Below are 14,901 nucleotides of genomic sequence, written 5' to 3' on the forward strand. Positions count from 1 at the left end.
GCCAAATTATTGAACAAGGAATTCGCCGATGACGGACACGGGCTGTCGTCGCGTGTTGCGGACCTCGCTGTCAACGTCATCGCGATCTTCATGGTTTCGCTCGACAATCTGGTCGTAATGAATACCTTGCCGACAAATACGCACTGGCCTAGATGGCCGCCCGAAGGACGTTTGCCGCCTTCCCATTGATATAAGGAGATTTTCATGCCCGCTCTGCCCTGGACCGCAGGGGTGCACAAGCCCGCGGAAGGTGACCAGTTGCACGTGCTCACCTCCCGGCTGCCGCTGACGAACTATATCGATGTGCCCCGATTTCTCTACTGGACAATGCGGATTCGCACCCAACTGGTTTCCGCACCGGGATGTGTCGGATTCGCACTGGACGCGAAGCTGATCTCCAAGACGTTCTGGACGCTGTCCGCGTGGTCGGACAAGCAGGCCATGGACCACTTCGCGCACAGCGGTACCCACGCGAAGATGCTGGCGGATATGGCCGGTCGGATCGGCGATCCGAATTTCGTCGAGTCGAGCGCGTCGACCGGGGACATACCGCTGTCCTGGGCCGATGCCCGAGTCCGGATCTCCGCGCGCTAGTCCCTGACAGCCAGCCGGACCAGCCGATCGAGGAGTGGTGATGCCGCAGAAGATTCGCTTGATCAGTGAGTTCTCTTTTCCCGCAGTGCTTTTCCATGCGGCACTGGTCAGTGCCGAGTACTGGCACGCGCGCGTGGCCGAACTGGACGGCCCGCATGCCGAACTGTCTCTCCATCGTGATGCCGATGGCGTGCTCGTGGCCACGGTATCCAAACCTGTTGCCCCGGACCAGATTCCGCCACGGCTGGCGCGGGTTTGGCCGTCCGGGCTGCGGCTGGACTACGCCGAGTGCTGGTCACCGCTGGTGGCGGGGGTGGCCCGGGCCGAAATACGCGGCAGCATCGCTGGCGTCGGCACCATGGCGGGCAGCTGCGAGCTGCGCGACGGCGTGGATGGATGCGTCTCGGAATACTCGGTGACGGTCGATTCCGGAATTCCGATGGCGGGCCGGTTGATCGCGGGGGCCTTCGCGAAGGGCATCATCGAGGACTCGGGTGCGGTGGATGCATTCACCGAGCGCTGGCTGCGGCGGGAGCATGCGTGATGGCCGGTGACCCGTTCGCGGTGTGGATGAGACGAATGCGTCCTGGACGGCCCGGGCAACCGGCCCTGGTGTGCTTTCCGCCCGGTGGCGGCGCCGCCGGAGGCTATCGCGAGCTGGCGAACCACATCACCGAGGGTGTCGGCGTCTACGCCGTGCAGTATCCGGGTCGCCGCGACCGGATCGGCGAGGCGCTGATTCCATGCCTCACCGAACTCGCGGACCATATCGCCATGGCCTTGGCGCCACTGCTCGGTGGTGAGCTGGCATTGTTCGGCCACAGCATGGGGGCGACCATTGCCTTCGAGACCGCCCGTCGGCTGGAGGCGCGCGGCCGAACAACGATCACACTGTTCGTATCCGGTCGGACGGCCCCGTCCGAGCCCGCCGCCGATCGGCTGGCCGACACCGGCGATGCCACGCTGATCGCCGAATTGGAGCGCTTGGCAAATGATCCCGCGTCAGTGGCCGTCTTGCGTACCAACTCGGCACTCGCCGCCGCCGTGCTGCCCGCAGTTCGCAACGACTACCTCGCGATCGAGAACTACGTCTACGCACCCGGTGATCCGTTGCGCTGCCCGGTGGTCGGCCTGACCGGGGCCGACGACCCGGTGGTCGCACCGGACCAGCTCGCGCGGTGGCGCACTCATACCTCGGGATCGTTCGATCTGCATATCTTCCCGGGTTCGCATTTTTATTTGGACGCCCAACCTGCGGCGATCGCGCAGGTGATCAACAGCGGTATCGGAGCGGCCGATTCGGCATCGACCAACGTTCACAAACGTGCGGTATCTTTGCCTCGTGTCGGAAAGGCTGCTCAACCGGATTCCCCGTCCGAGGGTGCTGACGACGGTTATGGTTTGCCTAATGAGCTGCGCCATGGCCGGTTTGGGCCTGCATCACATATCGCGCGCGGAAACCGGCCCCGATGGTGATCAGCTCGGGCAATTGTCGTTCGGCGGGTTGGTGCGAACCTATGGCCTGCATATCCCCGCCGGAACCGACCATCCGGCTGGGCTGGTGGTCAACCTGCACGGCGGTGGTTCGACCGGGCACGGCCAGGAATCTCTCACGCACTACGACACCGTCGCGGACCGGCACGGCTTCATCGTGGTGTATCCCGATGGTATCGAACATAATTGGGCCGATGGGCGGGGTGCGTCCGAGCCGGACCGTCGGGGCATCGACGATGTCGGTTTCCTTGTCGCGCTCGTCGATAAACTCGCCCGCGACTTCGATATCGACCGCGGTCATGTGTTCGCCACCGGTATGTCGAATGGTGGGTTCATGGCCGATCGACTCGCCTGTGATCGCGCCGATGTATTCGCCGCCATCGCGCCGGTCGCGGGCACCCTGGGTGCCAACGTCAACTGTGCGCCCACGCGTCCGGTCTCCGTACTCGAAACCCACGGAACCGCCGATCCGATCGTGCCCTTTACCGGCGGAACCATGACCGGCCGGGGCGGACAGTCGACAATTCTGCCCGCCCTCACGACTGCGGCGCGCTGGCGCGAGGCGGACCGCTGCCAAGCGCCGACCGAAGAGCTGCTCCCGGCCATCGGCAACGACGCCACCCAGGTCCACCGCCTCACCGCCACCGCCTGTGCCGACGGCACCGAGGTGACCTTTATGCAGGTCGACAACGGAGGACACACCTGGCCCGGCGGCCTGCAGTACCTCCCCAAGGCCATCATCGGCCCGACCACCGATATCTTCGACGCCTCAGAAGCGAGCTGGCAGTTCTTCGCAGCCCACGCCCGCTGACTCGGGCCGACCGGCTTGTCGCCCACCAGGGCGGGCGCGAGCTGCTGGTATGTCACGCAATCCCATTGCCGCAGCCGATCGCGGACGAGCAGATGCTGATGCCATTCGCTGCGGATTGTGCATATGTGCACTCGGACATCTCGCTGAGGGGTTCGCACCGTGCGATATCTGTGCCCGACTACCGCGGGATGGTGCGCAAAGAAAGCTGGCGGGGTTCACAATTCAGCGTATCGCGCCTGCTATAGCTGACTGTGAGGGAATTGGCCGTACGGCATCGAGTGGTAACGAAGGAGTCGATATTCGTTTTCTGCGAGTTTGCCATCGACAGCTTCTCGATCACCCGGTGGAACCGCTGGGCTGCCTCGACGAGGGACACCGATCCTGTGAAGCTGCGGCGGAATAGGTGGAAATCGGTACTGCCGCTACTTATTTCGTTCGCTCGATTCGACGGGTGTTGCATCTGCCGCCACAGTTGTAAGTGCACAGGGGCCGATGATCGGTCGGGCAGGCGGGCACGGAAGGCAGCAGATGTTCACCCGGATCGCAATTGTCAATCGCGGCGAGGCCGCCCGCAGGCTTATTCATGCGGCGAGGGAGTTGGGGGTCGAAACTGTCGCGCTATATACCGATGGCGAACGTCATGCGACCTTCGTGCGGGAAGCCGATCGGCGGTATTGCCTGGGACCGGCGAGTGCGCGCCCGTATCTGAATCCGGTGCTGCTGGAACGCGCTTTACGGGAAACCGGTGCGGACGCGGCCTGGGTCGGCTGGGGATTCGTGGCCGAGGATCCGGAATTCGCCGAACTGTGTGCGCGGGTGGGTGTCACCTTTATCGGGCCGAGTGCCGAGGCGATGCGCAGGCTCGGTGACAAGATCGGCGCGAAGCTGCTGGCCGAGCAGGCGGGCGTGCCGGTCGCGCCGTGGAGCGGCGGTCCGGTCGAAACGCTGGACGCCGCAATCGAAGCCGCGCAGCGCATCGGCTACCCGCTGATGTTGAAGGCGACCGCGGGCGGTGGTGGACGCGGCATCCGGGTGGTCGCCTCGGAGGCCGATTTGCGCGAGGCCTACCAGCGCACGTGCGAGGAGGCCGAGCGGGCCTTCGGCAGCGGTGTGGTGTTCCTCGAACGTCAGGTGACCGGCGCACGGCATGTCGAGGTGCAGGTGATCGCCGACGGGCACGGCGGCGCCTGGGCGCTGGGCGTGCGCGATTGTTCGGTGCAGCGGCGCAACCAGAAGATCATCGAGGAGTCGGCCTCGCCGGTACTCACCGCCGAGCAGGCGCTGGAGTTGAAGCAATCCGCGCGACGGCTGGCACTTTCGGTCGGCTACTGCGGGGCCTGCACCGTCGAATTCCTGTATCACCCGGGCGAACGGTTCTTCGCGTTCCTGGAGGTGAACACTCGGCTACAGGTCGAACACCCCATCACCGAGGCCACCACCGGTGTCGATCTGGTCAAGGCCCAGCTGCAGGTGGCGGCCGGAATTCCGCTGAGCGGACCGGTGCCCGCCGAACGCGGGCACGCGGTGGAGGCCAGGCTGAACGCCGAGGATCCGGACCGTGACTTCGCACCGGCACCGGGCCGAATCGCGTTGCTGCGCTTGCCGACCGGCCCGGGTATCCGGGTGGACACCGGTGTCGGCGAGGGCGATGAAATCCCGGCGGACTTCGATTCCATGATCGCCAAGATCATCGCCTACGGCCGGGATCGGACCGAGGCGCTACAGCGACTGCGCCGGGCACTGGCCGATACGACGGTGGTCATCGAGGGCGGCGCGACCAATAAGAGCTTCCTGCTGACGCTGCTCGATACGCCGGAAGTGATCGACGGTACCGCCGACACCCGGTGGGTGGACCGCGCATCGGCCGAGGGCGGGCTGGCCACCCGGCACCACCTCGGCCTCGCCTTGGCGGTCGCGGCGATCGATGGCTACGAGGACACCGAACACGGTGCTCGCGAGCGGCTCTGGGAAAGTGGGCGTGGGCGGCGCCCACATGTGCAGCACGAGGTCGGTCGGGCCGTCGAACTGCGTGTCGGCGAGCGCGGGTACCGGGTCACGGTGGCCAAGAACGGATTCGGCCGATTCTGGGTCGCGATCGAGGACGGTATCGCCGATCGCGTGGAATTCGAGGCGGCTGTCGAGCGGATCGACGAGCACCTGGCCGCGCTCACCGTGGCCGGTCAGCGCTACCGTCTGGTGTCGGCCACACACGGCGCGGTCCATTTGGTCGAGATCGACGGCGTCGCACATCGGGTGAGTCGGGATGAGGGTGGTGTGCTGCGCGCACCCGCGCCCGCGCTGGTGGTCGCGACCCCGGTCGAGGTCGGCGGCGAAGTGCAAAGCGGTGCACCGGTACTGGTGCTGGAGAGCATGAAGCTGGAAACTGTGCTGCCCGCACCCTGCGCTGGTCGGCTCCGGGAGCTGCTGGTCGCCGTCGGCAGCCAAGTCGCGGCGGGGGAGCTCTTGGCACGGGTGGAACCGGCGGGTGGTGCGACTCGGGTGGCGCCGTCGCGGTCGATCGATCTGATGATCCCGTCGCCCGCACAGCCGCCGAGCGCGGCAGATCGGGCGCGCCGCGCGCGGGCGGACGTGCGAGCGGAACTGCTCGGCTTCGACGCCGCATCGGCCGACGCCTGGGCCCGCTATCTGCTCGATCGCGACGCGCTGGCGGTCGCCGACGGCGACTGGCTCGTCGGCGAGGTCGAGTTGGCCGAAATCTTCGCCGATATCGCGGAATTGGCCTCCCCCGAGGCATCGGGCCGCGGCGCCGACAGCCCGCGCGAGCAGCTGCATATCTACCTGCAGAGTCTCGACACCGAACGGGGCGCGATTCCGGCCGAGTTCCGCAGCGGGCTCGGGCGCGCACTGGGCCACTACGGGGTCGCGGAACTGGATCGGACCCCCGAACTGGAAGCGGCCGTCTTCCGTATCTTCCTGGGCACCAATCGGATTGCCGCGGGTGTCCGGGTAGTGACCGAACTGCTGAAGCTGTGGATCGGTGCGGATCCGCCGCCGGTGGCGCACCACCCGCGCACCCGCGAGATCTTGGAGCGGGTGATCCGGATGTCCCGCTCGCGCTTCCCCGCGGTCGCCGATCTGGCCCGCAGTGTCGCCTTTGCGTGGTTCATGCGCCCGGCGACCGATGCCGCCCGTACCGCCATGCTGACCGGGGTGTCGGAGGAACTGGCCGCCCTCGCGGCGGCGCCGGATTCGCCGGAGCGGTCGCGTCGGATCGCCGCGCTGGTCGATATTCCGGAACCGCTGTACGAATTCCTCGCAGAGCGTCTGCTCGCCGGTCCGGACGGCCGCTTCGCACCGCGCGAACCCATGCTCGAGGTGTTGGGCCGCTGGCATTACGGCGAACAGCATCTGCACACATTGCGTGCCTTCGATATCGCGGGTCGTCCGTTCGTGGTCTGTGACTACCGGCTGGAACTGCATCCGGCCCATGCCGTGCCGACGACCGCCGTCGCCACCGTTGGCACCTTCGCCGAGCTGCCGGAATACGCCGATCAGCCGGACACCGCACTGGTGGCGGCCTTGCGCGCCGAACTGCTCGCGGTCCCGGTCGGTCAGGTGGCCGTGGCCGACCTGCACCTGGTCTGGCCGGACGCACCCGCCTCACCCGACGAACGCGCCGAGGCGCTGTGCCGCGGTTTGATCGCGGCCCGGCTGTCCGAACAGGCGCGCCGGATCGTGGTGGCCGTGGCCGGACCGGAAGTGGAGTTCTACACCTTCCGCCGGGCCGAGTCGGATCTGGTCGAGGACCGGCTGGTGCGCGGGGTCCACCCGCTGGTCGGGCGGCGGCTGTCGCTGTGGCGGCTGCGGCACTTCCACCTGTCGCGGATCCATACTCCCGAAGCGATTCTGCTGTATCACTGTGTGGCCAAGGACAACCCGGACGACCAGCGACTGGTGGCGCTGGCCCAGGTCGGCCGCTTCGAGCTGACCCGCGACGAACAGGGGGCGATCGCGGCGGTCGGTGATGTCGACACGGTGCTCTCGGCATGCGTCGAGGCGATCGGACGGGCTCGCCACGATCTGGACCCGGCGGGGGCCTGGTTGGATATGAACCACATCTGGCTGGACATCCGGCCGGGTATCGAGGTCGACCTGGCGGAGTTCGCGGCCTGGCAGCGTTGCGTGGCACCGGAATTCACCGAGGCCGGTGTGCAGGAAGTGCTGGTCCAGGCGCGCCTGGCCACCCGGGAGGGAACTTTCCGGGAATCGGTCACCCGACTGCGCTATGAGCCCGGTTCCAGCGCGCAGGTGACCATCGAGGGACCTCCGCAGGTCGCGCTCGAACCGCTCGACGACTACGACCAGAAGGTGGTGCGGGCGCGGCGGCGCGGCACCGTGTACCCGTACGAGCTGATCCCGCTGCTCACCGGTGCGGTCGGCACCTTCACCGAATACGATCTCGACTCCGAGTCCACCTCGGCGCGGCCGGTCCCGGTGGACCGACCGCGCGGGCGCAATACGGCGGGCATTGTGGTGGGTGTGGTGTCGACGCCGACCGCGCTGCACCCGGAGGGCGTGTGCCGGGTGAGCCTGTTCGGCGATCCCACCAAGGCGCTCGGCGCGGTATCGGAGGCCGAATGCACCCGGATCATCGCGGCGCTGGATCTCGCGCAGCGGCTTGCGGTTCCGGTGGAGTGGTTCGCGCTCTCGGCGGGTGCGCGCATCTCGCTGGACTCCGGCACCGAGAATATGGACTGGGTCGCCCGCGCGCTGCGCCGCATCGTCACGTTCACCCAGGACGGCGGCGAGATCAATGTGGTGGTCGCCGGTATCAATGTGGGCGCGCAGCCGTACTGGAACGCCGAGGCCACCATGTTGATGCACACCAAGGGCATCCTGGTGATGATCCCGGACGGCGCGATGGTGCTCACCGGCAAGCAGTCGCTGGACTTCTCCGGCGGGGTGTCGGCCGAGGACAACTTCGGTATCGGCGGCTACGCGCGGGTGATGGGCCCGAACGGGCAGGCGCAGTACTGGGCCGCGAACTTAGCGCAGGCCCGCGATGTGCTGCTGGCGCATTACGCGCACAGCTACCGCGGTCCGGGGGAGCCGGGGCCGCGCCGGGCCGCCAGCACCGACCCGGTGGAGCGTGACATCACCGCGTTCCCGCATCCAGGTGCGGAGTTCCGTACGGTCGGTGAAATCTTCTCCGCCACCGTCAATCCCGATCGCAAGAAGCCCTTCGACATCCGCGCGGTGTTGCGCGCGGTCACCGACCAGGACCACCAGCTGCTGGAGCGCTGGGCCGATATGGCCGATGCGGACACCGCGGTGGTCGCCGACGCCCGGATCGGCGGCTGGCCGGTCTGCCTGATCGGGATCGAATCCAAGCCCGTTGTCCGACATGGTTTTCCGCCCGCGGACGGCCCGGACACCTACACCGCGGGCACGCTGTTCCCGCGTTCGTCGAAGAAGGTGGCGCGGGCAATCAATGCGGCCAGCGGCAATCGGCCGCTGGTAGTGCTCGCCAATCTGTCCGGATTCGATGGATCGCCGGAATCCATGCGCACGCTGCAGCTGGAGTACGGCGCCGAGATCGGCCGGGCGGTGGTGAACTTCGACGGCAAGATCGTCTTCTGCGTGATCTCCCGCTACCACGGCGGCGCCTTCGTGGTCTTCTCCAAGGCGCTGAATCCGAATATGACGGTGCTCGCGGTCGAGGGATCGTTCGCCTCGGTGATCGGCGGGGCTCCGGCGGCGGCGGTGGTGTTCGCGCGCACGGTGGACGCACGCACCGTCGCCGACGCTCGCGTCCGCGACCTGGAACACCGACTGGCTCGTGCCGATCTGTCCGAGCGACCCAAACTGGCCGCCGAATTGGTGGACCAGCGTACGGCGGTGCGCGCCGAGCAGCTGGCAACGCTCGCTGCGGAATTCGATGCGGTGCACAGTATCGAGCGCGCGGTGGGAGTCGGGTCGGTGGATTCCGTGGTCGCCGCGAGTGAGCTGCGCCTGCGGATCGCGACCGCGATCGACGAGTGGATGCTGGATGCGCCCTTTTAGCCGGAGCAGGAATGAGATTGGGGTGTAACCAGTTTCAGTGGAGGTAGGGACGGCGGCTTCGGTTCAAAAACTGGTCGGTTGATCCAAACTGGAATTTGGGATATTTCCCCCGTTCGGTGCGGTTGCGGACATTTTGCGGTATAGCGGTCCGGAAAATATTGGGGGCGTTACTCTTCGAGTAGCCGAGTTAACACAACCGTATAAGAATGGTCACGACTTGGATGGTGTTGCGCCGTGGTCGAGTCGGCCCCGGATGTGACACTGCGTTCGCTTCTGATGGGTCGGCAAAACCCATCGGTTGACCCGACAGCAGGACGACCGGGTGCGTGGGACACAGCGTTGTGCCGCCCGCGCCGAGGTCAGGGGAACGGGCTGGTCCGGCCCGTCGATGGAGATCGACACGATGACAACAGAGGTGGGGCCGTCCGCAGCGGTCGCGGACCTGCGCGCTAGACAGCGGCTGATTCTCGACCGCTATCGCGCGGAACTGGCGGCGATCGACAGTGCGCTGGTCGCCGACGAGGTCACCTGGCGGGAATGTTCGATCCAGGCCGAGCACATCATCGCCGACTGTGCCGATGCGCTCGCCTCCGGTCGGGTCGGCATCGTGGCCCGACATCTGCACACCATCGCCGATATGGCTCAGCGCCGTGGTGACCGGGGCATTCGGCCGGATGCCTCGGTGCGCGCAGCCCGGGTGCTCTCCGAACTGGTGCTCACCGAGGTGGCCGAAATCGTTGCCCCGCTACCGGATTCGACGCGGCGCCTGGGGATAGCGGCAATCACGCTGAACCGTGCGATATACGCGCGGCTGGAGGCCGGGGCCAAGGGCTACGACTCGTTCCTGCTCAACCAGGTGCGCATGGTCAACAACGCCGAGCGGCGGATGCTCGCCCGCGACATCCACGACCGGATCGGCAATAGCGTCAGCGTGGCGATGCGACGGCTGGAACTGTGCGCCGCATCGCAGCCCGCGGGCGACCCGACCATCTCCGACGCCATCGCGGCATTGACCGATACGCTGCACGAACTTTCGTACATCACCACCGGGCTGCGCGCCGATGATGGGACGGGCAGTCTGCGCGATGCGCTGGCCGCATTCGTCGGTGCGATGCGACTGGCCGAGCCGGCGGTCGGGATTCAGGTCAACGGGGTGGAGTCCTGGGTCGACTCGCTGGTGCTCGACGAGATCTTCCTGATCCTGCGGGAAGGTTTGCGCAATGCCTTCGCGCACGCGGCGGCCGAGCAGGTGGTGGTGACGGTCGATATCGCGCCGCATGAGGTCTGGGCGACGGTGGCCGACGACGGTATCGGATTCGACCCGAAGGCCGAGCACCGCACGAACGGGCTGGACTCCATGCGTGAACGCGCCGAACTGCTTTCCGGCGCGGTGACCGTGGTCTCGCGCAAGCACGGGGGCACCACGGTCGGGGTATGGATTCCGGTACTGGCGGCCTGTGCGATCTGATCAATGCCCGGCCCACCCCCGAGGGCATGGTGGCGACGGTGGGCCGGTTGTCGGACCTGATCGGGATCGAGGTCGATCTGTGCCGGTGGCAGTCCCATTCGAGGTACCTCCCACACGAACCGATCGTCGCGATCCACGGTCGTGAGCCGTTACCCTGCAATGCTTTCGACGAGGTCAGCGGCTCGCATAGTGCCGCCTTCGATTCGCGTAGCGGCACGCAAATGGGCTGAGCGGCGGGCCACTTCCGGATCCGTGATGAGGTCGTTCAGCGCACCCCGTAGATTCTGGGCAGTCGCTTGTGGGGTGTCGATGCGGCGGGCCACCCCCAGTTCAACGAGCCGGTCGGCATTCATGAACTGCTCGGCTGCCTGCGGCACGGCGATCATCGGGACACCTGCCATCAGTCCCTCGCTGCAGCCGCCCATGCCGGCGTGGGTGACGAAGGCATCCACCTGTTCCAGGATCGCCCGCTGCGGGACCCAGGAGCGCACTTCGACATTGGCAGGGATGTGGCCGAGTTCGCGCGGGTCGGTGTACTTGCCGATCTGCAGCACAACGTGCCAGCCGGGCAGGTCGCCATAGGCCCGTAGGCACTGGCGATAGAACTCCGGTTGGCGAGTGTAGGCCGAGCCCAGGGAGATCAGGAGCACCTTTTCCGCATCGTCTGGTCGGACCCAGACCTCGGCGTCGCCACGTGTGTCGAAGCACGGTCCCACGAAGGTCACTGCAGCGGTGTCGACGTGTTCGGCGTGCGGTTGCATCGCCCGGGGTATCAGGGCCAGCGCCCGGTCCGGCAGGCCGGAGAATGCGTCGACGTCGGTCGTCGCCGCACCGCAGTCGGTAAGCCACTGCGCGAACCTCGCTCGGTAGGTGTCGGCGCCGGGCAGCTGCCGGAGTTGTTCTGCTACCTCCAGTTCGTAGCCTTTCCAGGCCACGAACGTGGGCGACAGCTGGACTATCGGGCGATGCTGTGCTTCGGCGAGGGCCCGTGCGGCGTAGGCACCGATGTCGTACAGGTAGAGGTCCGCGGGGTCGTGGTCGTAGGCCGCGTGTAGCTGCGGCAGGGCTTGAACGGCGTTGTCGAGAAACAGGCTCATCGCCGCGATCGGGTCGTCGGGCCAATTGTTCGCTGCGACAGGCAATGTGGAGGTACACGGGAGCAGTTCGGCGCCGGTGCCGGTGATCAGGTCGGCTACGGCGGGGTCGTTGGCGTAGGTGACGCGATGGCCGCGGGCGACCAGCTCACGGATGATCTCCAGACTCGGCAGGACATGACTCACCAGGGGGACGCCGGCCATCGCGATATGGATAGGACGGAAAGGCATTGCAGTATCCCTCATTTCAAGTCTCCGGCGGCGGCTTCGAGGGCGGCGATGCTGCCCGACATGATCGTGCGTACGTGTTCGGTGATGTGCTCGACGGGCCAGTTCCACCAGGCCACCGCCAGCAGCCGTGCGACGTCCTCGTCGCCGTAGCGGGTACGGATGAGGCGGGCCGGATTGCCACCGACGATGCCGTAGTCGGGCACGTCGCTGGTGACCACGGAGCCGGTGCCGATGATCGCGCCGTGGCCGATCCGCACGCCGGGCATCACCGTCACGCCGTGACCGAACCAGACATCGTTGCCGACGACAGTGTCGCCTCGGTTCGGCAACCCGGTGAGCAGGTCGAAGTGGTTCGACCACGAGCCGCCCATGGTCGGGAAGGGGAAGGTCGAGGGGCCGTCCATACGGTGATTGGCCCCGTTCATGATGAACCGCACTCCGGTGCCCAGTGCGCAGAACTTTCCGATGGTCAGTTTCTCCGGCCCGTAGTGGTACAGCACATTGCGGTTTTCGAACGCGGTCGGATCTTCCGGATCGTCGTAGTAGGAGTACTCGCCGACCTCGATCAGGGGCGAGGTGACGAGCGGCTTCAACAGCACCACGCGCGGCTGGCCGGGCATGGGGTGCAGAACGGCTGGGTCGGCCGGGATCGGGGAGGGATCGGTGGGCACAGCGAAACTCCTTCGGTGCGTGGGTGATCTGGGTTCGGCGAGGTCAGGCGGATGCCAACGCGCGCAAACCGATATGAGCGCCGCGCCAGCGGGCGCGCAGCCGACGGTCATGGCTGACGATTACGAGGGCGCCGTGGTACTCGGCCAGGGCGTTTCCAACACCTCGACCAGTGCTGGAGACGGTGGTTGGTGGGTTCATCGAGCAGCAGCACGTGGACGGGCTCGCTGACCGACCGCGCCAAGGCGAGACGCTGCCGCTGCCCGGTGATCAGTACTTGTTCGCCGCCGGACAACTCGCCGACCGTGCGGTCGCGGTTCACCAGGCTCAATCCCAGGCCGTGCAGAGCCCGCTCCACTCGCGCGTGCGCGTCGTAGCCGCCGCGTAGCTCGAAAACGGTTGCCAGCTGACCGTATTCGGCCATGCCGGATTCGTCACCGGCGGCCATTGCGGCTTCGAGGCGGCGCATCCGCTCCTCGATCGACCGCAGTTCGGCCAGGGCTCGGTCGATGACCTGCTGCACCGTCAAGTGCGGCGGGAGCTGCTCTTCCTGAGTGAGGTAGCCGGCACCGCTCTCGGCCTGAACGACGATCTCACCGTGATCGGGCTGCTCCTGCCAGGCGAACAGGCGCAGCAGAGTGGTTTTAGCGGACCCGTTCTCACCGACGATCCCGGTGTGCTCGCCCGCGGCGAGCACACACGTCACCTCATCGAGAACAAGCTTGCCGTCGCAGGACTTGCTGACCGCTAGCGCGGTGATCTGGGGTGACACGGGCACACTCCGAAGCGTTCGAGGATGGCGCGGTCAGCGGAGACCGCAGGGCCGGGTGAACACTTCGCAAGAGCATCGAAGACCTTTACTTAGCGCGACAACTGTCGCACTAAGATATCCTCGAGGTCCCCTCCCGTCAAGCAATCGGATTCCCACGATGAGTTCCGCTCCAGATGCTTCCGAGCCCGCCTCGACAGCCCGTCCCCGGCCAGGTGGGCGAACCGCCCGCATCCGAGCCCAAGTGCTCGCGGCAGTCAGCGCGGTGCTGACCCAGCACGGTTACGACGCGCTGAGCATCGATGCCGTCGCCGCCCGCGCGGGCGTGCACCGCGCAACGGTGTATCGCCGCTGGCATGATGTCGGCGGCCTGCTTGCCGACGTTTTCGACGCGGCCGGTCATCAGCCGTGGCACCCCCGCGACACCGGCTCTCTGCGTGGCGATCTCGCGGCACTGAACTACGAGATCCAAGATTCCTTGACCGACGAATCGTCGATCGCTGTGGCATTGATCGCGGTCTCGTTCCGATCGGAGGAGGCGGCCCGAGCCCTGCGGCGTCTATGGGAGGACCGCTACGGACAGTCCGAGATCATCGTCGAGCGGGCGGTCCGGCGCGGAGAGCTCCCACCCGACGTCGACGCGCGCGCCCTGCTGATCGCCGCTACCGCACCGCTCTATCATCAACTGGTTCTGCTGCGCACCCCGCCCGACCCGCACCTCCCCGACCGCGCGGCCGTCACCGCTACGCTCGCCGCAAGCTCGGGTGCCTTCGCGTCGACCCGCACATAGCGGGCCCACGTCACCTACTGCGATTCCCAACAGCCGGAGGCACTCCCAGAACCGGCCCGCGATACCCAGCCTGCCCTGACAATCGACCCCCGGTTACAGGCCGCTCAAACCCATTGCGGCGTTGGCGGCGAACTGGGTGGCCATGAAGGCGTGGTAGGGGCGGCGGCTGCGTCGGCGGGGATGGTGGTAGCGGGTGGTGAGGGTGAGATAGCCGACCACCACCGCGCCGGGAAGCAGGCAGGCGCAGGTCGGAACGAGGCCGGGAATCTGTTGTGCGGCAAACAGAATGCCGAGCGCGATCAGGGTCGCGAGCGCGGCGACGCAGCGGCGCAGCGGCCACTCGGCCACCAGCGCGATGAGGGTCCGCGGGCGCGTGCCGCGGTCACCGTGCACATCGGAGAAGTCCTTGGTCACCGCGCCGATACAGCCCATCCACAATGACATTGCGATGGCGAAGGCGACCAGCGTGGGCGTCGGTCGCGCGCCGACCGCCACCGCCCCGGCCGCGTAGGTGAGCAGACCACCGGCGACCACCACCGAAGTCGAACCCAGCCAGCCGCGGCGCAGTTGGAACGGTGGCGCCGAGTAGGCATAGCCGACGGCCAGGAATGCGCATACGAGCAGGGTCGGGATCGGACCCGCGAGTACGCCGAGCAGCAGGGCGCCGACCGCAGCGCCGATCGCGACCGGCAGTGCCTGTGCGGGCATCAGGTCGCCGCGCCCGATCGGGCGGCCGACGCCGTTGATCCGGTCGTTCGCACCGTCGGCAATGCCGTTGGCGAGATAGATGCAGACCGTCGCGAAGAACCAGGACAGCAGTGCGCAGCCATAACTTCGGATGGCGAATTCCCGGTGTCCCATACCGTATTCCGCGGCGATTGCGGATGCGGCCAGGAAACGCAGCACGAACATCAGCTGAACCATGGGGCGCGCTTCCAGGAAACACATTCGGAGTCG

At 66.9% G+C, this 14,901-nt stretch carries 11 protein-coding genes; 7 read left to right on the forward strand and 4 right to left on the reverse strand.

All coding sequences use genetic code 11. The annotated features are described in order from the left end of the window. Positions 1-204: 204 nt before the first annotated feature. From ABZ293_RS27515 to ABZ293_RS27540, 6 genes are all read left to right on the forward strand, one after another. On the forward strand, positions 205-594 hold the full coding sequence (locus ABZ293_RS27515) for a hypothetical protein (RefSeq protein WP_355185258.1): 390 nt from the start codon (positions 205-207) through the stop codon (positions 592-594). 40 nt (positions 595-634) lie between these two features. Next, complete coding sequence (locus ABZ293_RS27520) at positions 635-1,138, forward strand: DUF2505 domain-containing protein (RefSeq protein ID WP_355185259.1); 504 nt, start codon at positions 635-637, stop codon at positions 1,136-1,138. A 35-nt stretch (positions 1,139-1,173) separates the two neighbouring features. Further along, positions 1,174-2,070: an alpha/beta fold hydrolase gene (locus ABZ293_RS27525; RefSeq protein ID WP_355185261.1), complete on the forward strand. Its 897-nt coding sequence runs from the start codon at positions 1,174-1,176 to the stop codon at positions 2,068-2,070. Then, the gene (locus tag ABZ293_RS27530) at positions 1,961-2,899 is read left to right on the forward strand and encodes a PHB depolymerase family esterase (protein ID WP_355185332.1); all 939 of its coding nucleotides are present in this window, start codon (positions 1,961-1,963) and stop codon (positions 2,897-2,899) included. Before ABZ293_RS27525 ends, ABZ293_RS27530 begins: the two co-directional genes overlap by 110 nt. 528 nt (positions 2,900-3,427) lie before the next feature. After that, positions 3,428-8,923, forward strand: coding sequence for a biotin carboxylase N-terminal domain-containing protein (locus ABZ293_RS27535; RefSeq protein WP_355185263.1), 5,496 nt, complete (start codon positions 3,428-3,430; stop codon positions 8,921-8,923). Positions 8,924-9,326: 403 nt separating this feature from the next. Then, positions 9,327-10,391: an ATP-binding protein gene (locus tag ABZ293_RS27540; protein ID WP_355185265.1), complete on the forward strand. Its 1,065-nt coding sequence runs from the start codon at positions 9,327-9,329 to the stop codon at positions 10,389-10,391. 149 nt (positions 10,392-10,540) lie between these two features. On the opposite strand, the gene ABZ293_RS27545 is transcribed toward ABZ293_RS27540, so the two are convergent. From ABZ293_RS27545 to ABZ293_RS27555, 3 genes are all read right to left on the reverse strand, one after another. Then, on the reverse strand, positions 10,541-11,716 hold the full coding sequence (locus ABZ293_RS27545) for a macrolide family glycosyltransferase (protein WP_355185267.1): 1,176 nt from the start codon (positions 11,714-11,716) through the stop codon (positions 10,541-10,543). Positions 11,717-11,727: 11 nt separating this feature from the next. Beyond that, positions 11,728-12,387 (reverse strand): CatB-related O-acetyltransferase, encoded by a 660-nt coding sequence (locus ABZ293_RS27550; protein ID WP_355185269.1) that lies wholly within the window; start codon positions 12,385-12,387, stop codon positions 11,728-11,730. 107 nt (positions 12,388-12,494) lie between these two features. Then, entirely contained in the window at positions 12,495-13,157 is a 663-nt protein-coding gene (locus ABZ293_RS27555) for an ATP-binding cassette domain-containing protein (protein ID WP_355185271.1), read from the reverse strand. Positions 13,158-13,398: 241 nt separating this feature from the next. Here ABZ293_RS27555 and ABZ293_RS27560 point away from each other — a divergent pair, with 241 nt between their 5' ends. After that, entirely contained in the window at positions 13,399-13,944 is a 546-nt protein-coding gene (locus ABZ293_RS27560; protein ID WP_355185273.1) for a TetR/AcrR family transcriptional regulator, read from the forward strand. 93 nt (positions 13,945-14,037) lie between these two features. On the opposite strand, the gene ABZ293_RS27565 is transcribed toward ABZ293_RS27560, so the two are convergent. Then, positions 14,038-14,856, reverse strand: a complete 819-nt coding sequence (locus ABZ293_RS27565; RefSeq protein WP_355185275.1) for a UbiA family prenyltransferase — start codon at positions 14,854-14,856, stop codon at positions 14,038-14,040. Positions 14,857-14,901 lie beyond the last annotated feature (45 nt).

Source organism: Nocardia sp. NPDC005998 (assembly GCF_040614395.1).
Lineage (GTDB): Bacteria > Actinomycetota > Actinomycetes > Mycobacteriales > Mycobacteriaceae > Nocardia.

What these genes read in the sequence shown, in the direction of transcription:
- ABZ293_RS27525 (WP_355185261.1), top strand. Translation starts at nt 1,174, where the DNA reads ATGCGTCCTGGACGGCCCGGGCAACCGGCCCTGGTGTGCTTTCCGCCC.
- ABZ293_RS27515 (WP_355185258.1), top strand. Translation starts at nt 205, where the DNA reads ATGCCCGCTCTGCCCTGGACCGCAGGGGTGCACAAGCCCGCGGAAGGT.
- ABZ293_RS27540 (WP_355185265.1), top strand. Translation starts at nt 9,327, where the DNA reads ATGACAACAGAGGTGGGGCCGTCCGCAGCGGTCGCGGACCTGCGCGCT.
- ABZ293_RS27535 (WP_355185263.1), top strand. Translation starts at nt 3,428, where the DNA reads ATGTTCACCCGGATCGCAATTGTCAATCGCGGCGAGGCCGCCCGCAGG.
- ABZ293_RS27545 (WP_355185267.1), bottom strand. Translation starts at nt 11,716, where the DNA reads ATGCCTTTCCGTCCTATCCATATCGCGATGGCCGGCGTCCCCCTGGTG.
- ABZ293_RS27565 (WP_355185275.1), bottom strand. Translation starts at nt 14,856, where the DNA reads ATGTTCGTGCTGCGTTTCCTGGCCGCATCCGCAATCGCCGCGGAATAC.
- ABZ293_RS27520 (WP_355185259.1), top strand. Translation starts at nt 635, where the DNA reads ATGCCGCAGAAGATTCGCTTGATCAGTGAGTTCTCTTTTCCCGCAGTG.